Source organism: Leptolyngbya cf. ectocarpi LEGE 11479 (assembly GCF_015207065.1).
Lineage (GTDB): Bacteria > Cyanobacteriota > Cyanobacteriia > Phormidesmidales > Phormidesmidaceae > Leptothoe > Leptothoe ectocarpi.
In genome coordinates, this window is record NZ_JADEXP010000088.1 from 1 (window position 1) to 19,009 (window position 19,009).

Genomic DNA, 19,009 nt, shown 5'->3' on the forward strand with positions numbered 1-19,009 from the left:
CCTATCCCCTACTAACCACGACGAGGAACAGCTCTGGCAATATTGATGTTGGCAGTGGAGGTAAAACTTGATTTACGCGATTGGGGGTTGATATCTTTTGACATATCAAGGAACAGCGCCGGATCGCCAACCTTAGTTTGTTGTTGGTAAGAGCGAAAGGCACGCACAGCCTCTTGCCAAATAGGTTGGGGAAACCCTAGCTGATCGCGATGATAGGCATCGTAGCGAGGTGAGGAAATATTAAAGGGCATTTCACCTGTCGTCCGACTGGGTAAAATCCGACGGCGGTGATAGGGCACAATATTTTCGCCAAAGTTTTCAAGGTATTCATCACTGTCTAACAGTTCATCAATAAAGCCCTTGACCCCCTTGGTCATCACTACAGCTGACCAAGCAATTTTTTCGGCCTCACTGTAGACTCGACGCCCCAAGACTTTTTCAACACAGTGCATAACAAAACGGTAGTTGTTGTTTTTGTTATAGAAACTGTTGATGAAGGTATTTGACAACAGCAATCCCCGAATAAAGTCACGTACGGTAATCTGCCTGTTGCGCAGTTGAGACTCTAGAGCGATTTCGCGGTCCGAATCAAAGGCATGGAAGAAAATCTGGCGATAGGCTGCATTAATGAGATCTCCCATCTCTGTTGGGGAAAACAGATCATCAGTTGAATAAACAATCGCTTCGTCATCCCGAGCCCCTAGAGCATCTACACGCTGATTGGGACAAGAAGGAGAATAACTTAATAGAGGAATAGCCATATTTTTACAAACTCCCACCCTTATAAAAACTGAAACAAATTGCCGTTATTGCCATTGGATTATAGAAGGGAAAAGAGATTTCATTCTTCATTTACCTACCAAAATGTTACAGACCTTAACTTTGCTTATCTGAAATAGTTAACTTGAAAGATGAGAGCAAGGCGATATAAACTAATTCCATGCACTTTCTAATAAAGTTAAACGATGAATTTTATAGAAAGTGTATTTATGTATATTGATTAAAGGTTAGAATCCGTATAAGCCCCTTATCGAAAGGCTTTTAAGGAATTTTTGAGATGGAGCTTACGTTGATTTATTTAGCTAACTAAGGCTCATATCCTGATTTTTTAGGGCTATTTATTCAGTTTAGTTATATCTTTTCTAGCTATGGTTAAATAGCTTTATGTTTCAGATTCTTTCATTTGATCTGCACAGAATCTGCACAATCAGGCTGGTCTAATTCAGAGATAACAACGTTAAATATCGCTAAACAGCTTTCTTTAATGCCGTTGTTGATTTAATGGGGCATCTGTGAAATGCGCTGCTAGCTAATAAGTTTGCAGAAGGTTTGCAGATGAAATCATGCCAAGGATCAGCAACGCCTCTTTAATTAATTTAGTTAGGTTTGGGAAACAGCTATGGCTAGTTTACAAGAAGCGGGGAAATTGGGGATTAAGCCCTTTGATGAGGCGCAGCCGGTTGAATTGCGACCTAATTGGGCTCAGGGTGATATTCGCTCTGTAATCTCGGCTGCCTACCGGCAGGTGCTTGGCAATGAGCATCTGATGAAGAGTGACCGGTTAGTGGAGCCCGAATCACTATTGACCCAAGGGGCGATATCGGTGCGAGACTTTGTCCGGGCAATCGCAGAGTCAGATCTCTATCGTCAGAAGTTTTTGTATCCCAACTTCCATGTTCGCTTTATTGAGTTGAACTATAAGCACTTGTTAGGGCGAGCCCCCTACGATCAAACTGAGATTGCGTATCATTTGGATCTATTCCTTACCAAAGGATACGAAGCTGAGATTGACTCTTACCTTAGCTCAGTTGAATATGATAATAATTTCGGGGACAATATTGTTCCCTATCATCGGGATTTTCAAACCGATCGCCCTGGACAGAGAACGGTCGGGTTTAGCCGTTTACTACAGCTTTACGGCGGCTATGCCAATAGCGATCGCGCCCAAGGGCAAAAGCAACCTCGACTCACGTTAGAAGTTGCCAAAAATTTACCAGCTCCCATTAATACAGCGAATAGCAATGCGCTGGCCGGGGCTTTGGGTGGACCCCGTGGGGATGTTTACCGACTGCGGGTCGTCCGAGCGGCGTCCCCCAGAGCAGCCGTTGTCAGGCAGAGTATAACAGAGGTGCTGGTTTCCTATGGTCAGCTGACGACTAAGCTACAGCAGCTAAATCGCTCTGGAAATAAGGTGATCAGCGTTACTGCTGTCTAGTTGCGTTGAAGTAAAGGAGAATTTTAGATGGCTATTACAACCGAGGCATCGCGCCTGGGCACATCAGCGTTTAGTGAGGCTGCTCCGTTAGAATTGCGCCTGAACGCAACTCCGGAAGATATTGAAACGGTCGTTCTTGCTGTTTATCAGCAGGTATTGGGGAATCCCCATCTACTTTCATCCGATCGTTTGGTCATTGCTGAGTCATTGCTGCGCGATCGCAAAATCACAGTCCAAGAATTTGTGCGACAGGTGGCCAAATCGGACCTCTACAAGCAGAAGTTCTTTCACAACAGCTTTCAAAGTCGGACCATTGAGCTTAACTTTAAGCATCTCCTGGGGCGAGCCCCCTATGACCAAGCAGAAATTACAGAACACTTAAACCTGTACGATGCCAAGGGATTTGAGGCAGATATTGATACCTACATCGACTCCTTCGAATATCAAACCTGCTTTGGCGAAAATATTGTGCCCTACTACCGAGACCTGGTGACAACAGGTGTGGGTCAGCGCTCGGTGGGCTTTACACGCCTATTCCAGCTGTATCGCGGCTATGCTAGTAGCGATCGGGCACAGTTTACCGGCAGTGCCCCCCGATTAGTTAAAGATCTTGCCTGGAATACAGCATCTTCCATCGTGGCTCCCTTAGATGGGGCTAAGGGCTGTACTTTTATCCCCGCTCCCAAGGGCGACGCCGCCGTCAGCGCATTTGGCGGTTCAAAAGCGTTTGGCAAAGGTCGCCTCTTCCGAGTTGAAGTCGCAAAAATAAGTGGTCCAGGCTATCCCAAAGTCCGTCGGGTCAACAAAGCTGTGATCATTCCCTATGAGGAACTCACACCCCATATGCAGCGGGTCCAGCGTCAGGGCGGAAAAATCGCGAGTATTACAGCACTCTAAACCTAGAGTGACCCACAGAAGCTGTATTAGGGGTGTAAATCACATCCTTAATATACTCTCGTGACGTTTTTTTGACAGTTCAAGCAATGCCACAGTCACTCGCTCACAGTGGCTGTGGCATTGTCATAGGGCTAAAAGACGTGATTTACGTTAAACAACTACTCAAAACTTAAAGAATAGAAACATTTGATTAACAATGCGGTCCCCTGTCTCCTAAATTGGTAGATAGCGTGATTCAACTTATCACTAATGGCATTTGACGATGGAGCACGTGAACCGACCTTTTGGGACAAGGTAATCGATTCCCAGCCCTTGACAATCTCCAGTCAAACGTTGCTGTCAAGAGTTTTATCCAAATTTGCAGCTTATCCCCAATCAAGCTGCGTTTTAGCATTACGTCGCGGTCAGGTCGTGGGTATTGTCACTCGCCAAGATTTATTAAAAGTGGTTGCTCAACGATCCAACTGGCCCAAATTGCGGTTGTCTAAGGTAATGACACGTCCGGTGATCGCTGTGTCACAGTCGGAGTTATCAACCGTTGCCTCCACGATGCAACGGTTTGAGCAGCATCAAATCAGTCATCTGCCGGTTTTAGATGAGCACGGTATTCTGCTCGGGGTGATTGCGCAGAAGCATTTACTGCTGGCATCAGGGAAGCAAAGTGCTGAAATCTTAATCGAGCGTCAGCACCAGCGAGCCCAGCTTTTTGCTGAGATTACCCTCAAAATTCGGCAGTCATTACAGCTGAAGGAAATCTTGCAAACCACTGTTGAAGAGGTCCAAGGGCTACTGGATGCCGACCGGGTGTTGATTTATCAGGTCTTGTCCGATGGTACCGGGAAAGCCATTAGCGAGGCTGTTAAAGAGCCCTATCCGGCTGTTTTGGGAATGTCTTTTCCTGAAGAGGTGTTTCCAGAAGACTACCAGGAACTCTATGCCAAGGGTCGAGTGCAGGCGATTACCAATGTGCAGGCTCCTGACTCCGGGGTGGCAGAGTGTTTGGTGGAATTGATTAAGCAATGGGACATTCAGTCTAAGCTCATTGTTCCCATCGTGCATCCGTTACCGCCGGATAAATCTGTGGATGGTGGTCCTGTTAGAAAATATCTTTGGGGACTGCTGATCGCCCATCAGTGCGAACACCCACGGCAGTGGACGGACTTTGAATTAGAACTGATGCAGCAGCTAGCCGATCAGATTGGCATTGCCCTTTCCCAAGGTCAAATGCTGGAATATTTAGAAGAACGGGTGAAACTGCGTACCACTGAGTTAACCCGAGCCAACACCGCCTTGCAACAGGAAATTCAAGACCGTAAACAGATTGAAATAGCTCTGCGCCAAAGTGAAGAACAGATTCGGCTGATTACCAATAACTTACCGGTACTGATTGCCTATGTTGATGCCAATCAGCGTTATCACTTTAACAATCAAGCCTACGAGTATTGGTTAGGACAAGCACCCGCTAAACTCTATGGTAAATCGATTAAAGCTGTTACCGAGCCTGGTTACTACAAAAATATTCGTCCCCATGTTGAAGCGGCCCTCAGGGGCAATCAGGTCACCTATGAGAGTGAGCTGATATTTAAAGATGGCCGCATGCATTCGGTCAGTGTTAGCTATATCCCCCATTTAGAAATGGTGGAACGAGGGGAAGCAAACATAAAAGGTTTTTTTGCCCTCACGACTGATATCAGCGAACGTAAGGCCATAGAACGGATGAAGGATGAATTTATTGCCGTCGTTAGCCACGAGCTGAGAACCCCCCTAACGTCACTCCATGGTTCTTTAAAGCTGGTCGCTACAGGTCGTTTGGGGCATTTATCGGAGGAGGGCCAACAAATGCTGGCGATTGCTGACGACAGTACTGACAGGCTGGTGCGCTTGGTCAACAGTGTGCTTGATCTGCAGCGGATAGAGTCAGGCGAGGTGACCATGGATTCCTGCACCTGTAATGCCGCTGACTTAGTTAAGCAGGCCACTGAAACCATACAAACCATGGCCCGACAGCACAATATTAAAATCCATACCCAGCTAGAACCGCTCCTGATTTGGGCCGATCCAGACTATATTGTGCAAACCTTGACCAATTTAATTGGTAACGCCATTAAATTCTCGGCTCCTAGCACAACGATTACCTTACGTCTGAAGCTGGATGTTGATTCAAAACATGCCCATCGGGCTGATCGGTCTACGGAGGTTAAGATGGCTCTACCAGGGGTGGCACTTTTCTGTGTGCAGGACAACGGGCAAGGTATTCCTACCGATAAACTGACAAATATCTTTGAACGCTTTCAACAGGTTGATTCTTCTGATTCTCGGAAAAAGGGGGGGACCGGTTTGGGGTTAACCATCTGTCGTAAAATCATAGAACAACATGGCGGTAAAATTTGGGCAGAAAGCCAAGTAGGTGTGGGCAGTAGCTTTTATTTTACTGTTCCCCTCTCCCACGATCAGGCCCGGCAGCAGCAGCAGCAGCTATTACAAACATCATGACATCCAAACTGATACTGGTGATTGATGATGAGGAGCCTATTCAAAAGGTAGTTAGGCTCAGTTTAAAGATGGAAGCCGATTGGCAGATTATTTGTGCATCTTCGGGGCAAGAGGGCATCCATCAGGCTGAAGCCAGCCAGCCTGATGTCATCCTACTGGATGTGATGATGCCTGATATGGATGGTATTAGAACGTTTGAGCGGTTGAATAACAACCTGAAAACACAGGATATTCCAGTTATTTTGTTGACTGCGAAAACGGGCACTGCGGAGAAGCGGCTGTTCCAGAAGATTGGGGTTACCGGCGTCATTACTAAACCTTTTGACCCCCTGTCGTTGGCTAGTCAAATGGCAAAGCTATTAGGATGGCGACTCTAGGGAGACCCGATGAAAGTTTTATTGGTAGACGACGATAATGCATTGGCTGACGTATTAATTCGTCAGTTAACGGTCCAAAATTATGTTGTTGATCGGGTCGCCGATGGTGAAATGGGGTGGTCCTATGCGTCTACCTTTGACTATGACCTGATTGTCTTGGATTGGATGCTGCCCCACTTGGATGGCCTACAGCTCTGTCAACGCCTGCGCAATGGTGGCTATGGGATGCCGATTTTACTGTTGTCATCTAAAAATCAACAAGTTGATAAAATCCAAGGCCTAGAAGCGGGAGCCGATGATTATTTGGTCAAACCCTTTGATATTGATGAGCTTTTAGTGCGCATTCGAGTGCTGATGCGGCGGGCTCCGGCCGAACTGCAGCCTATTTTGACTTGGGGTGATCTGTGTCTTGATCCCATCAGCTGTGATGTGACCTATCAGGGCCACCCGGTGACGCTGACGGCGAAAGAGTATGCTCTGCTTGAGCTATTCTTGCGCCATAGTCATCAGGTGTTTAGTACGCCCACACTGCTGGATCAGATTTGGTCTTCAGATGAGTTTCCCAGTGAAGCCACTGTGCGATCGCATATTCGAGGTCTAAGGCAGAAACTCAGAGCAGCGGGCATCTCAGAGAATGTGGTTGAGACCGTACGTGGGCTAGGCTATCGTCTGGGCACGTCTACCTCTGCCCAAAAACTATCCCCTGCTGTCTCAACCGAGCACCAGGCTCGGTATTTAGAGGGACTTACTCAAACCTGGCAAACCCATAAGAGCGAAAGCATAAAGCGTTGGAATTATTTGCTACAGCTGTCACAAACCCTTAAAGAACAAGGCATGAGTGAGCAGCAGCGGATGCAGGCCAAACAAATGACCCATAGTCTAGCGGGGACCTTAGGAATTTTTGGGTTGATGGAGGGACATCGCTTAGCGCTGCAAATAGAGCAGCTATTGCAGTCAGAATCGGCCCTATCACTGGCACAAATAGCCCAGTTTCAAGTGTTAGTTACCACCTTAGGTCATACTCTAGATGCTCCACCTCAGCTAGTTTCATGGGCAGAAGATACCCCTCACTTACCCAACATTCTAATTGTAGATATCACTGAAGCTCCGTATATTCAGCAGCTAATGGCCTTGGCGGTGGCCCAGGGCTTAGGTGTAGAAATGGCTGCTTCCACTGAGAGCGCCGCCCAAATTTTATCCTTAAATACATTTGAAAATACATTTGAACAGGATCGCCTCGACGATGATCTTCACCTACCGGATCTGGTTCTCATCAATTTAGTTGGGGATGATGCCGATTTGGGATTAGCCGAGGCTAACTTTCAATTGTTGTTGCAATTGGTTACAGACCTCAGTGCCCGTTGGCCGCGGCTGCCTATGGTGCTCATTACCCCTCAAGCAGACTTTGGCAATCGCTTGGATTTAATTCGTCGAGGAGCTGCCATGGTGTTGGAGTATCCAGTTAGCCCTGCAGAGGTGTTAGAGGCGATCGATCAGGCCACCTATCTTAGCTATCGTCACAGCAAAATCATGCTGGTGGACGACGACAGCCAGTACTTGCAACAGATTATGAAACTCTTGCAGCCCTGGCATTTGCAAATTACCCCGCTAGCCAATTCAAAACGATTTTGGACGATATTTACCCAAATTATTCCTGATGTCATTGTTTTAGACATTGAAATGCCAGGTATTAATGGTTTTGAACTCTGTAAAGTACTCCGTAGCCATGCCGAATGGCAACATTTGCCCATTATTTTTGTGAGTGTCCATGCGGATCAGTCCACTCAGGCTAAAGCATTTGCTGTGGGAGCCGATGACTACATTACTAAACCAATTCAGGGGCAAAATCTCGTATTCCGGATCTTGAATCGATTAAAACGCTACCGAGCCTGGTGTAACCAAGAGAGCGCAATATTCGCAGAATGACCTGCTGTCTGAGTGCTGGCGGCGCCAAACTTGCACAGGGTCTGCACAGGGTTAAGTCATGCTAGTCGTTAGCATGACTTAACTACACCATGAATCAAGTTCGTTCCAATTCTCTGCTCGAACATCAGCATCCCCTGATTTCCCAATTAGCCAAAACGATTGAATCGACCTGGCAAAGCCAGTTTGTTCTCTACCCATATAAAACTCCCAAGGATTTAGGGTATGTAGAAGGCACCCTTGAAGGTGAGAGACTCACCATTGAAAACCACTGCTATCAAACGGTTCAGTTTCGCAAACTCCATTTAGAACTGGCCAAAGTTGGTAACAATTTGGATATTCTTCACTGCGTGATGTTTCCGCGTACTGATTTTGATCTGCCAATTTTTGGTGTGGATATTGTTGCGGGTCGAGGTCAGATCAGCGCTGCGATTGTTGATCTATCGCCGGTTTCAGCCGATCATAATTTACCCCCTCAGTACCACCAGACTCTGCAACAGCTGCCTAATCTGCAGTTTACTCAACCGCGTACATTACCCGCTTGGGGCAAGATCTTTTCTGATTTTTGCCTGTTTGTGAGTCCTAAAACTCCAGCAGAAGAAACTGCATTTTTAAATCGAGCCACCCTGTTTTTGTCAACGCATTGTCAGCTGAGCAATCACACCAGATCGATTGACTCTATGGAGCAGGAGGCTTTGATTGTCGCAGGCCAGCGGCATTACTGCTTACAACAGCAAAAGAATGATAAAACCAGACGAATTTTAGAGCGTGCCTTTGGAGAAGAGTGGGCGCAAAGGTATTTAAAAACGATGCTGTTTGACTGTGGAGAGGCCACTGCGGCATAGTTTAAATATAACGGAATGTAAACAAATCTAAGGTTTGATAATTTGGTGGTAATTTCCCAAATAATTGATATCAAAGGCTTTGACGATTGTAAGGATTCAGACATAAAGATATGCACAGTGTCTGCACAATCAAATTGATTAAATCGTTTTGTTCAAAGGTTGGAGTCTTGATTCCATTCGAGGCTCTTTTCCCTGCAGAGTTTGTTGGTTTAGTAGCCACACAGCACATAGTTCTAAAGGGAAATTGTTCAAGGTCTTTGTCGGGAATGTGTTCTGTATCTGTTCTTGCTATTTGCTGTTAAGGGTGTTGCTCTCCTCTCTCAAATGGCAGGAAATTCGCTTCATTCGTTTGAAGCAATTTTTTTAGAACATTTTACCGATACCATCTGGAGCTAATACTTAGAGGCTTTGGATATTTGTATTTGCTTGTTTTGAGTAGGAGATTATTTCCATGTTCGACGCTTTTACTAAGGTTATTTCCCAAGCTGATGCCCGTGGAGAATACATTGGCGATGCTCAAATTGAAGCGCTAGGTCAACTCGTTGCAGAGGGAAGTAAGCGCATGGATGTGGTGAACCGGTTGACGGGTAATGCCAATGCCATTGTTACCAATGCTGCACGGTCTTTGTTCAAAGAACAGCCTCAGCTGATTACACCAGGGGGTAATGCTTATACCCATCGTCGCATGGCTGCTTGTTTGCGAGATATGGATATTATCCTACGCTATGTTACCTACGCCATCTTCACTGGTGATGCCAGTGTATTGGACGATCGTTGCTTGAATGGTCTTCGTGAGACCTACCTAGCCCTGGGTGTACCCGGTGCTTCTGTGGCAGAAGGTGTTAACAAGATGAAAGCAGCTGCTATTGCGATCGCAAATAATAAAGCGGGTGTAACTCAAGGCGATTGCAGCTCCCTCATGGCTGAGCTTGGCGGTTACTTTGATCGCGCAGCTAGTGCTGTTGGCTAACTTAGGGCTTTTTGTTAATCCGTGTCCATTTTGTTGTAGATATTCATAGAGAGATTTAGCATCATGAAAACTCCGATGACAGAAGCTGTGGCGACTGCTGATTCCCAAGGCCGTTTCCTGAGTAGTGTTGAACTCCAAGTGGCATTTGGTCGCTTTCGTCAGGCCCAGGCTGGACTAGCTGCTGCCCAGAGTCTCACCAAAAATGCAGATAACCTTGTGAATGGGGCTGCCCAAGCTGTTTATCAAAAGTTTCCTTACACCACTCAAATGCAGGGTGAGAACTATGCGTCTACTCCCGAAGGGAAGGCCAAGTGTTCTCGTGATATTGGGTATTACCTACGCATGGTTACCTACTGCCTAATCGCAGGTGGTACAGGGCCTATGGATGATTACCTGATTTCTGGTGTGAGCGAGATCAACAGAGCGTTTGAACTGTCCCCCAGTTGGTATGTTGAGGCCCTCAACCATATCAAGTCAAACCATGGACTCAGCGGAGATGCTGCAGTTGAGGCAAATTCTTACCTTGACTACGCCATCAATTCCCTTAGCTAACGGCCAGAGAATATCCGGGCGTTGCTGATTCTTGGGGTGTCTGTAAAAATCCTGGTTTATTGCACCATCAGTAGACCGGTTTACCTCCTAAATCAGCAACGACAATGTCCGATGCCTTTCTAGCGTTTCGTTGGCGAGGCATTAGGCGATCCCTCTAATACCTTCCTAGCGTCTTCATCGTTGGGAAGGTATTAGACCCACCGCCGCTCGTTCAATCGATCACAAAAACGACAGTTTTGGGAAACCATTATGACAAGTTCAGCATCAGCTAGTCCCCTCGGATTTGAACCCTTTGCCCAAGTCACTCCAACTGAACTCAGGGTTCACTCGACTGAAACAGACATTCAAGCCATTATTTGGGCCGCCTATCGTCAGCTATTTGGCAACGATCACATAATGCGCTCAGAACGCCTTACTAGTGCTGAATCCTTGCTCAAGCAAGGACACATTACTGTACGTGATTTTGTGCGAGCCTTGGCCCTTTCAGAGCTATACAAACAAAAGTTTTTCTACGGCAATGCTCAAGTTCGCTTTATTGAACTCAACTTTAAGCATCTGCTCGGTCGAGCCCCCTACGACCAAGCAGAAATCTCTGAGCATGTGGATCTTTATGTGCAACAGGGGTATGAGGCTGAAATAAATAGCTATCTGAGTTCAGCTGAATATCAAGAGAACTTTGGCCAGCAGGTGGTTCCATACTATCGAGGGTTTGCTACCCAGAGAAGCCAGAAGACCGTTGGCTTTGTCAGAATGTTCCAGCTATACCGGGGGTATGCCAGCAGCGACCGAGCCCGAGTCAATGCCTGTCTAACAACAGAGCTGGCTCAGAACACAGCAACACCTCTGAGAACACCGAGCTTTGGCAAAGAACTCCAAGGTGTCACCGGAGGCAAGCGGGAAAAACTCTATCGGATTCGAGTGTCTCAAGGTGCCAGTGGACGACGGCCCCAGATCCGTCGCAGCGTACAGGAATATCTGGTGACTTACGAGCAGCTATCATCCACGCTCCAGCGTCTCAACAAAAAGGGAAGCCGCATCGTCAATATTACATCGGCATAATGCTGATCATGTCATCACACTATTTGAAGGAGATTAATCTGTGGCTATTACAGTAGCGGCGGCTGGCCTAGGCACCACCCCTTTTGCTGAGCAAAGTCCTGTAGAGTATCGTCCCAACGCTTCTTTGAGCGATACTCAGGCTGTCATCCGGGCAATTTATCGCCATGTCTTAGGCAATGACTACTTGATGCAAACGGAACGTCTAGTGGCCTTAGAGTCTTTACTGACTAATGGGGCCTTAACCGTTCGAGACTTTGTGCGATCGCTAGCCAAATCCGAGATATACAAAGCCAAGTTTTTTTATCCTAATTTTCAAACTCGGGTCATTGAGTTAAATTTTAAGCATCTGTTGGGACGAGCGCCGTACAGTGAAGCCGAAGTGATCGAACATCTGGATCGCTACGAAAACCAGGGATTTGATGCGGATATAGATTCCTATATCGATACGGCAGAGTACGAGCAGGCCTTTGGCGATCATATCGTTCCTTACTATCGAGGCTTTGATACCCAATCAGGTCAAAGCATTGCCGGGTTTACTCGCATGTTTAGCCTATACCGGGGCTATGCCAACAGCGATCGCTCCCAGCTGGCTGGCAAAAAATCGCGTTTAGCTACAGAGTTGGCGATGGGAGCCACCTCCGCAGTCAATAGCCCCTCAGGAGCTGACACGGGTGTTCGAACATACTTAGCGTCTGAAAAGAGTAATACCCCCACCCGTGTCTTTGGCAGATCGCAATCCACTAAGGCCCGTGGCACCCTCTATCGCATTGAAGTTGCGGGGATGAACCAACCAGGGTATCCCAGCATTCGACGCAGCAGTCGAGCCTATGTCGTGCCATACGAATCGCTCTCCAAAACCCTACAGCGAATTAACAAAACTGGAGGACGAGTTGCCAGCATTACCCGGGCGTAACGTCCCCTTGTTGACAGCCCACTTCATTGCACTCATTACCAGGTGATAATTATGTTAGGAAGCTATGCAACCAGTGCCTCGTCCAGCTCAGATAGCCGCATGTTTGTGTACGAGTTAACAGGACTATCTGAGAACGAGGTGACTGCTAACCACCAATCTCCCATTCGTAAAAGTCACAGCCAGTTTATTCAAGTCCCGTTCCATCGCATGAGCGAAGAGATGCAGCGGATTACTATGCTAGGGGGCACCATCGTTAATATTCGCCCCCTAGACAGTAGCTCAGAAGAGGTAACGGCTGAGGACTGACCTAAGGGGGCTTTTTCAGGGCCTTTCTTAGGTCAGTCCTCAGCCAAAGGCCATTTGCAATTGCTGATTTGGGGGATGGGAGGATCAGCAACGCCAGTAATTTATTAGTTAGCTTGAGGCTGAGCCGGGCGGAAAGGGATCCCCTCTAAAGGAGGTGTAACCTTTGCGCTCGGTACTTTTGCTGTATCAGCCTTATTAGACCTATCCGCAAATGCCACCAGGGAGTTCCCCAGAGCCTGGGCCAACGTACTCAGGGTTTGCTGTAGCAGCGAATCTGGATTAAGCACAGTCCAGCCATTTGCTGTGAGCTGGCGCAACTCAAAGTGTAGGTGTGGCCCAGTGGAGTTGCCCGTGCTGCCGACAAGGCCAATCACTTCACCCTGCTCCACCCATTCACCCGCTTGCACCAGCAGCCGTGATAGGTGAGCATAGCGACTTTCTAGCGTGTCGTTATGGTGTCGCAACACAACCATCAGTCCATAGCCACCGGCAAAGTCAGATAGGGTAACTTGTCCTGCTTGGGTCGCTACCACAGGTGTACCTAAAGGTGCGGCCACATCGGTACCTGAGTGGAATCGTTGGGCGCCAAAGATGGGGTGCATACGCCAGCCAAACAGGGATGACAGGGATGCCGGTATGGTCAATGGAAAGATAAACTTCTCACCTAGCTGCAGCTTGACAACAGCCTCGGCGGCCTGGTTGTAGAACTCCCGGCTGGCTGTCGTTGTCATCCCTGTCGCCGCTTGTATTCCAGAACTATAAACAGAGGCGGCCGCCCCCGCGACTGTCGGTAGGGTGCCGGCTCCAGTCGCGGCCAGCTGATTGGTCTGGCCACAGCCTGAACTGGTAACCTGAGCCCCCGCCCGTAGGGAAAACTCACAGCCGCTAGCCCTTTCTGAGATAACGACATTAGGCATGGTGGCGCCCACACTGTAGTCCGTTTTATCAACTAAATCCGTGCCGTAGTCAGCAGGCGAAACCACATTCACTGAAGGAGTGGCATCAATGGCGGGCTGATTTCCCCCCAGCAGCGATTCTACCGTTGGGGCGGGCTGGGTCTGCTGCTGGGACGGCTCGATAAAAACAGTGCCATAGTCAGGGCCAGTCTTAGGCGAGGTGGTGTCGATGGAGCTGGGCACCGTGGGTGTGGGTGTCACTGGCGTGATCACGGTTGGTGGGGGGACAACAGGCGCAGGCACCACCGGGGCAACAGGCGGCTGCGCCATCGGCACTTCAGGCGCAGATTGGGGCAGGGCTAGGTCAATGGCACCTGCCTCTGTCTGTGCCCAAACGGCCTGAGTACTGGCTTGGGCACTGAGGAGTCCGGCGACAGCAAAGGTGCTTAGTTTTAGAAGTTGCGATCCTTGAAACAACGATTTCTGAGTTTTTTGAATGAACGGATGATCAGCAGCAGCCATAGCGAAATCAGTGTTTGAGTAGAATGCCTGGTTAAATCTCTAAAATTAACCCACAGATAATGCCCACAGACTTAACATCCACAAACTTACTGTGTATGGGACATATAGGACTGAATAGATCTGAGGGTATAAGCGCCTAACTTAGCCATATAGACTTCATATACCAGAGTAACAATAAACCGAGGAAACCATCATATGGGAGAGCCACCTAGTTTAAGCTATTCTTTGCCTATGGATGGTTAACCTGTGCCTAGGTGGTTTCCACCAAGCCTAGTTTGAGCGCTTTAACGATGGCCTGGGTGCGGCTCCGCACTTTGAGTTTTTCAAAAATGGCCGTTAGGTGAGCTTTGACTGTGGCGATGGTAATGTACAGCTCTTTGGAAATCGCCTCGTTGGAAGATCCTTGGACTAACCAGTGCAATACTTCCTGTTCTCGGTCTGTGAGCCGCACGGCTTCACAGGCTTTGAGATGACGCTCTGCATGGGCGTGAAACAGGCGAAAAAAACCGGTGGCGAGTTCCGGATCTAAGTAAATTTCGTCATGTAATATGGTGCGCAGAGCCTCGTAGAGCTGGGTCGCGAGTTTATCCTTGGCGACATAGCCCTTGGCACCAGCTTGCATAGCCTGAAAAATCCATTCGTCTTCTCGATGGGCCGATAGGCTAAGTACCCGCGTATCTACCCCCAGGCTCCTGAAACGCTGGAGGACCTCCAAGCCATTCCCCTGGGCTAGTTCCATATCTAGCAGGGTGATCATCGGACTATGGGTTTCTACCATCTTAATGGCCTGTTCTGCCGAGGCGGCTTCTCCAACGACTTCAAAGGTAGCGGCATCGTCGGTATAAAAACCTAATAGGGTGCGTAGCCCTCGCCGGAATTCGGCATGGTCATCAACTAATAAGATAGAAATGGCATCAGTCATAGCGGATGCACCTAAAATTGTGACGAATATAGAGGTTATACGGTTATATTTAGACGTTTATGCATATAAGCAGCCGTCTCTGACCATGCTGCGATGGAAACTAACGGGGTAAAAAAATTGAAAACCTAGCTCCGCCTCGATGCAGGGTTTCAGCTCCGATACTCCCCTGGTGATCAAGGATGATTTTTTTTGCGATCGCAAGTCCTAGCCCAGTCCCCCCGACTCGTTTTGAATAAAACGGATCAAACAGCTTTTCGATGTCCACATCATCCAGCCCCGGCCCCTGATCGCTCACGGTGATCAAGATCGCATATTGAAAAATGTGCCAATCAACGGTAATCGTCCCCTTGAGAGGACTCACGTAGATTGCATTGTCGAGTAAGTTTTGCAAAACCTGTTCAAACTGCCAACCATCTACGGTCAAAGAGACCGGGGTGTTGGGCATGACCACCGTTAAATTTTTCTGTTCGAGACCTGGTCTCAATAGAGCCACCACAGTTTCCAACAGTGTGAGTAAACTATGGTCTTTTGGGCAGAGACTAGCCTGCTGGGCGCAGCTGAGCAAATTTCCAAGGCTAGACGAAATTTCATCAGCCGTTTGACAAATACAGTCAGCCTGCTGTTTTTGCTCCTCATTCTCTGCCCCTAGAACAATGGTTTCAGCATAGAGTCGAATCAAAGATAGGGGGTTGCGTAGCTGATGCTCCGCCTGCTGTAACGTCTGTTCCAGTAGCTGTATCTTGGCGCGCTGTCGCAGATTCTCTTGATAGAGCGTGAGATAGTGTTGTAATAGCTGAGCGTACTCTTTTACCAGATCCTGTTGAAAATGAGAAATATGCTGCTCTGTCCATAACAACAGATAGTCCCAATGGGTATCTGTCTTACCTAAGCCACACACATAGGCCTGGGATTCACCCATGTTGAGGGACAGGGGCATTAGTTCTAAAAACGATAAATTTTCGGCAATCCAGCGTTCTGACTCCAGATAGGCCTGAAATTCGCCCGCTGGCTGCTGATTCCGGCGATAAGACAGCACATCATGCCTATTGTCAAGCTGATTCCAGCATACTAACCAAACGTCTAATACTGGCAGCTTTTCGCCCAGCCGATCAATCTGCGATTGGCATAGCTGGCGAATGTCAGCAGATGACATCTCTGAGTGATGACTGGCTACTGCAGGAGTTGTTATATACATCCTAAATCTACTCCCACCTCAACCGGTATTTGCGGGACTTGTCGTAATTGCGTAATACCTGTGTCTTTACCTAGAATCAACATTTTTTTGTCAATATGCAAGGGTTTGAGACAAAGTTGAGTGTAATTACGCAGTTCTTGAAAAGCACACAAACATAGCTACGATGGAGGGGAAATGCTGGGGTAACGGGTTCCGGATATACGGCCCATCCCTTGGCAATTCCTAGGGTTTTCCAGACATAGCTGCCGTAGGGCCTCAGTAATAGGGACTAGACCTTTGACCAATTGGCCCAGCTCTTGATCAACCCGTAGGCTAGTCATAAGCGCATTTCGTTGACATGTTCGCTATTGTGGATCCGCTACCCTTGCGTGAGGGAAGCGGGTCTTTTTGTTGAGATTACGTAAGTAGTTTTATGTAATTAAAATTACCGAATTCGAGTCAGGGGTACTTAGGCGCTTGCTTGCTGCCGCAGCCTCAATCCGACTAGTCGTCACAGCCCAGACTTTCACGGGTAGACACACCGGTTACAGGATTAATACCGTCAGCGTGCTCACAGAGGTATTTGACTTGAAAGCGATCGATTAGGGTATAGGAAAAGTCGGCCCCTGTGATGTCTGCATCAGCAAAGGTGCTGCTGGTCATCAGCGCATCGGTTACCAGGGCATTGGTCAGGTTAGAGCCGGTGAACTCTACCCGGTCGGCAAAGGATTCTGAGAGGTTAGCGCCGGTTAAATCGGTGCGGATAAACTTGGCCTTGGTGAGGATGGTGGCACTCAGGTCAGCCCCACGAAAGTTGGCGTCGCGGACCTCGGCTGCAGCTAGGGAGGTGCCTGCCAGGTTGGCATCTTCAAAGTCACGTCCGGTCAGGTCCGTCAGGGTGTAGTTAACACTGGCTGATGCTGCGATCGCAACCATCGGTAGCGCTATGAGGGTGAGGGCAATGACCAGTACCAGCCCCACAACGTTTAAACTCCACCGCTGCCACTTAGTCATAGCCCTACTCCTGTCTGCTCTAGCTCTTATCATAGGCGACTTTAGCAGACGTCGCAGGCCTGCTTTTAGGTCCGCGCGCGCTAGATTTGCCGTCTAAGCTTGAGTCTCCCACTGCTGCAGTTCGTCCTCTAGATCTAGATTGGCTAGGGGTTCATTAAGAATGGCGATGTCCGGCTGCTGTAGGTCTTCCCATAGGATCTCTGACACCTGTTTAGCATCGCGATTGAAGGTGTCTGTAATGGCCTCAATTTCCACCAAAATTTGGGTAATCGTCTGGGCCGCCGTCATCATCGCCTGGGATTTAGCCAGGGTTGTCTGTCTAGTGCGGGTGAGATAGTGGGTCTGGTGCTGGAGCTTTTCTAAAGAATGGCGTTGGCGGTCAGAGGCTTTGAGATTAGCCACATCCGTAATCAGCTGGGTAATCAACGCTTGGGATTTGGGCTTATCTGTCTGGGGGGCGTTATCTAAGATTGCCGTTAAGTCTAGGATCCGCTGGTCTAGGGAATCAAACAGCTGAGCAGATTCAGTTTCCGAGGGCAAGCTTTCAAGAAATCCCCCTAGGGTCTGGGCCAGGGTAAATAGGGCATCTAGACGATCATTTACGGATTGGTACTGGTCTGATTGGGCATGCAGCTGTTGTTGCAACTTTTGAATCAATACCTGTTGCTCACGGGCCTCTTCGTCAATCTGAGCCGTAAAGGCCAAAAACTTCTCGGTTACCTGGTCTGCATGGAGATTGCTCTGGGCAATGGTTTCCTCATGGTGATGAATTGTCTCCTGGTGCCGGTTGAGCTGTTCGAGAATATTAAAAAATGAGAGAGAGAGCTGCTCTAGCTCATCCTGCTGCCCTAATGATGCCAGCAGCAGATCAGACTCACGAGCAAACTGATTACCCTGGAGCAAAATAGGTTTAATTCGCTGATTGAGCTTTCTAATGGCCAAAAAGACCACCACCGCCAGCAGCAGTCCCATTAAACCAGTGGTTAAAGCTGCAATCCGGATAATGCGCCCATATACGGCCTGATGAGGGACAAAGCCAAATAACAACCAGTCCTGTCCCGGAACGGTGGCATAGGCCCAGTAGCCGGTTTTTCCCCTCAAAAAGCCTGATGGCTCGTCGATCTGGTTCCAAATCGGTTCTAGAGCTGGAATATTTTGGTAGGTTTGAACCTGGGGGGAGAGCGTGGTGGGATCGGCAATCAGCTGCCCTGAACGGGTCAGCAGTAAAAAGTTTCCAGCCTGTTGAAAAACAGCGTCATCTAACAGGTTACTCAAATATGTGGCGTCAACATCCACTAGTGTTGTCCCTAGCCAGTGCCCCTCCTGGTCAAACAGGGGATAGTAGTAGGTGAGCAGGCGACTTTTATCCACCGGGTAGGGCTCCGTCCAAAGGCTGACCTGGGGAACAAAGTAATCTTGGTAACGCTGGCTTTCTGGATAAAACTCTCCCTCATCGTCAGCAAAGTCTTCGTAACGGACAACAGCTGGGTCCAGCCCGCTTGAATCTGCAGCGGACCTGGCAGAATAGTAGGGAAAAAGCCAGGGCTGCTCCTCAATGATGCCCTTTTCACTTTGACCCAGGCCCAACCCCACCACAAACTCCGGACGGCGCTCAAAGAGCTGCAGGATTAATTCTCGGTAGGTGTCAGGGTATTGGGCTCCTCGGTCATGCAGGGTAGTGGCGCTTACCCCCAGACTGTAGGCTAAGGTTTCGGCAGAATCAGTGACCGATGAGATCGCATTGACTTTGCTATCGATGTTGCTGCGCACCTGGTCTTTTGCCTGACGCTTGAGCATCTCACTAAACAGAAAGGCCATGCCCCCCATGCCGACCAAGGCCCCCAGCATAATCATCCAAAACAGTCGCCCACCAAACGAATTGAGGTGCAGCCATTTCTTTAATGTGCCGATGGGACCCGGCTTGCACAAAT

Annotated in this window: 17 protein-coding genes; 11 read left to right on the plus strand and 6 right to left on the minus strand. The window is 48.4% G+C overall.

Annotation, left to right across the window (positions count from 1 at the left end; genetic code table 11):
* Window positions 1–11: 11 nt before the first annotated feature.
* A complete protein-coding gene (locus IQ260_RS31465) occupies window positions 12–761 on the minus strand; it encodes a phycobilisome rod-core linker polypeptide (RefSeq protein ID WP_193993281.1) in 750 nt (249 codons plus the stop codon).
* A 638-nt stretch (window positions 762–1,399) separates the two neighbouring features.
* Between IQ260_RS31465 and IQ260_RS11670 the strand changes: the two genes are divergently transcribed.
* From IQ260_RS11670 to IQ260_RS11720, 11 genes are all read left to right on the plus strand, one after another.
* On the plus strand, window positions 1,400–2,215 hold the full coding sequence (locus IQ260_RS11670; protein ID WP_193993282.1) for a phycobilisome rod-core linker polypeptide: 816 nt from the start codon (window positions 1,400–1,402) through the stop codon (window positions 2,213–2,215).
* A 27-nt stretch (window positions 2,216–2,242) separates the two neighbouring features.
* On the plus strand, window positions 2,243–3,112 hold the full coding sequence (locus tag IQ260_RS11675; protein ID WP_193993283.1) for a phycobilisome linker polypeptide: 870 nt from the start codon (window positions 2,243–2,245) through the stop codon (window positions 3,110–3,112).
* Window positions 3,113–3,361: 249 nt separating this feature from the next.
* The gene (locus tag IQ260_RS11680; RefSeq protein WP_193993284.1) at window positions 3,362–5,605 is read left to right on the plus strand and encodes an ATP-binding protein; all 2,244 of its coding nucleotides are present in this window, start codon (window positions 3,362–3,364) and stop codon (window positions 5,603–5,605) included.
* Window positions 5,602–5,982: a response regulator gene (locus IQ260_RS11685; RefSeq protein ID WP_193993285.1), complete on the plus strand. Its 381-nt coding sequence runs from the start codon at window positions 5,602–5,604 to the stop codon at window positions 5,980–5,982. Before IQ260_RS11680 ends, IQ260_RS11685 begins: the two co-directional genes overlap by 4 nt.
* Window positions 5,983–5,991: 9 nt before the next feature.
* Complete coding sequence (locus tag IQ260_RS11690) at window positions 5,992–7,908, plus strand: response regulator (protein WP_193993286.1); 1,917 nt, start codon at window positions 5,992–5,994, stop codon at window positions 7,906–7,908.
* Window positions 7,909–7,997: 89 nt separating this feature from the next.
* On the plus strand, window positions 7,998–8,750 hold the full coding sequence (locus IQ260_RS11695) for a phycocyanobilin:ferredoxin oxidoreductase (protein ID WP_193993287.1): 753 nt from the start codon (window positions 7,998–8,000) through the stop codon (window positions 8,748–8,750).
* A 451-nt stretch (window positions 8,751–9,201) separates the two neighbouring features.
* Window positions 9,202–9,720 (plus strand): phycocyanin subunit beta, encoded by a 519-nt coding sequence (locus IQ260_RS11700; RefSeq protein ID WP_193993288.1) that lies wholly within the window; start codon window positions 9,202–9,204, stop codon window positions 9,718–9,720.
* Window positions 9,721–9,783: 63 nt separating this feature from the next.
* A complete protein-coding gene (gene cpcA, locus IQ260_RS11705) occupies window positions 9,784–10,272 on the plus strand; it encodes a phycocyanin subunit alpha (RefSeq protein ID WP_193993289.1) in 489 nt (162 codons plus the stop codon).
* A 249-nt stretch (window positions 10,273–10,521) separates the two neighbouring features.
* Window positions 10,522–11,331 carry a phycobilisome linker polypeptide gene (locus tag IQ260_RS11710; protein WP_193993290.1) on the plus strand — a complete coding sequence of 270 codons (810 nt, stop codon included), beginning with the start codon at window positions 10,522–10,524 and terminating at the stop codon, window positions 11,329–11,331.
* Between the two features lie 40 nt (window positions 11,332–11,371).
* The gene (locus IQ260_RS11715) at window positions 11,372–12,244 is read left to right on the plus strand and encodes a phycobilisome rod-core linker polypeptide (protein WP_193993291.1); all 873 of its coding nucleotides are present in this window, start codon (window positions 11,372–11,374) and stop codon (window positions 12,242–12,244) included.
* A gap of 51 nt (window positions 12,245–12,295) precedes the next feature.
* On the plus strand, window positions 12,296–12,550 hold the full coding sequence (locus IQ260_RS11720; RefSeq protein WP_193993292.1) for a phycobilisome linker polypeptide: 255 nt from the start codon (window positions 12,296–12,298) through the stop codon (window positions 12,548–12,550).
* Window positions 12,551–12,654: 104 nt separating this feature from the next.
* Here IQ260_RS11720 and IQ260_RS11725 read toward each other — a convergent pair whose 3' ends face one another.
* The 5 genes from IQ260_RS11725 to IQ260_RS11745 all read right to left on the minus strand — a co-directional run.
* Window positions 12,655–13,968 (minus strand): M23 family metallopeptidase, encoded by a 1,314-nt coding sequence (locus IQ260_RS11725; protein ID WP_193993293.1) that lies wholly within the window; start codon window positions 13,966–13,968, stop codon window positions 12,655–12,657.
* Window positions 13,969–14,218: 250 nt separating this feature from the next.
* The gene (locus IQ260_RS11730; RefSeq protein ID WP_193993294.1) at window positions 14,219–14,890 is read right to left on the minus strand and encodes a response regulator; all 672 of its coding nucleotides are present in this window, start codon (window positions 14,888–14,890) and stop codon (window positions 14,219–14,221) included.
* A 100-nt stretch (window positions 14,891–14,990) separates the two neighbouring features.
* Window positions 14,991–16,043: a sensor histidine kinase gene (locus tag IQ260_RS11735; RefSeq protein ID WP_228015890.1), complete on the minus strand. Its 1,053-nt coding sequence runs from the start codon at window positions 16,041–16,043 to the stop codon at window positions 14,991–14,993.
* A gap of 525 nt (window positions 16,044–16,568) precedes the next feature.
* The gene (locus tag IQ260_RS11740) at window positions 16,569–17,078 is read right to left on the minus strand and encodes a pentapeptide repeat-containing protein (RefSeq protein ID WP_193993296.1); all 510 of its coding nucleotides are present in this window, start codon (window positions 17,076–17,078) and stop codon (window positions 16,569–16,571) included.
* Between the two features lie 93 nt (window positions 17,079–17,171).
* Window positions 17,172–19,009 (minus strand): cache domain-containing protein (locus IQ260_RS11745; RefSeq protein WP_193993297.1); only part of this gene is annotated, 1,838 nt, incomplete at its 5' end.

Coding starts and splice junctions, on each gene's coding strand:
- IQ260_RS11725 (WP_193993293.1), bottom strand. CDS start 13,968: ATGGCTGCTGCTGATCATCCGTTCATTCAAAAAACTCAGAAATCGTTG.
- IQ260_RS11735 (WP_228015890.1), bottom strand. CDS start 16,043: ATGTCATCTGCTGACATTCGCCAGCTATGCCAATCGCAGATTGATCGG.
- IQ260_RS11685 (WP_193993285.1), top strand. CDS start 5,602: ATGACATCCAAACTGATACTGGTGATTGATGATGAGGAGCCTATTCAA.
- IQ260_RS11730 (WP_193993294.1), bottom strand. CDS start 14,890: ATGACTGATGCCATTTCTATCTTATTAGTTGATGACCATGCCGAATTC.
- IQ260_RS11670 (WP_193993282.1), top strand. CDS start 1,400: ATGGCTAGTTTACAAGAAGCGGGGAAATTGGGGATTAAGCCCTTTGAT.
- IQ260_RS11680 (WP_193993284.1), top strand. CDS start 3,362: ATGGCATTTGACGATGGAGCACGTGAACCGACCTTTTGGGACAAGGTA.
- IQ260_RS11675 (WP_193993283.1), top strand. CDS start 2,243: ATGGCTATTACAACCGAGGCATCGCGCCTGGGCACATCAGCGTTTAGT.
- IQ260_RS11695 (WP_193993287.1), top strand. CDS start 7,998: ATGAATCAAGTTCGTTCCAATTCTCTGCTCGAACATCAGCATCCCCTG.
- IQ260_RS11740 (WP_193993296.1), bottom strand. CDS start 17,078: ATGACTAAGTGGCAGCGGTGGAGTTTAAACGTTGTGGGGCTGGTACTG.
- IQ260_RS31465 (WP_193993281.1), bottom strand. CDS start 761: ATGGCTATTCCTCTATTAAGTTATTCTCCTTCTTGTCCCAATCAGCGT.
- IQ260_RS11690 (WP_193993286.1), top strand. CDS start 5,992: ATGAAAGTTTTATTGGTAGACGACGATAATGCATTGGCTGACGTATTA.
- cpcA (WP_193993289.1), top strand. CDS start 9,784: ATGAAAACTCCGATGACAGAAGCTGTGGCGACTGCTGATTCCCAAGGC.
- IQ260_RS11700 (WP_193993288.1), top strand. CDS start 9,202: ATGTTCGACGCTTTTACTAAGGTTATTTCCCAAGCTGATGCCCGTGGA.
- IQ260_RS11720 (WP_193993292.1), top strand. CDS start 12,296: ATGTTAGGAAGCTATGCAACCAGTGCCTCGTCCAGCTCAGATAGCCGC.
- IQ260_RS11710 (WP_193993290.1), top strand. CDS start 10,522: ATGACAAGTTCAGCATCAGCTAGTCCCCTCGGATTTGAACCCTTTGCC.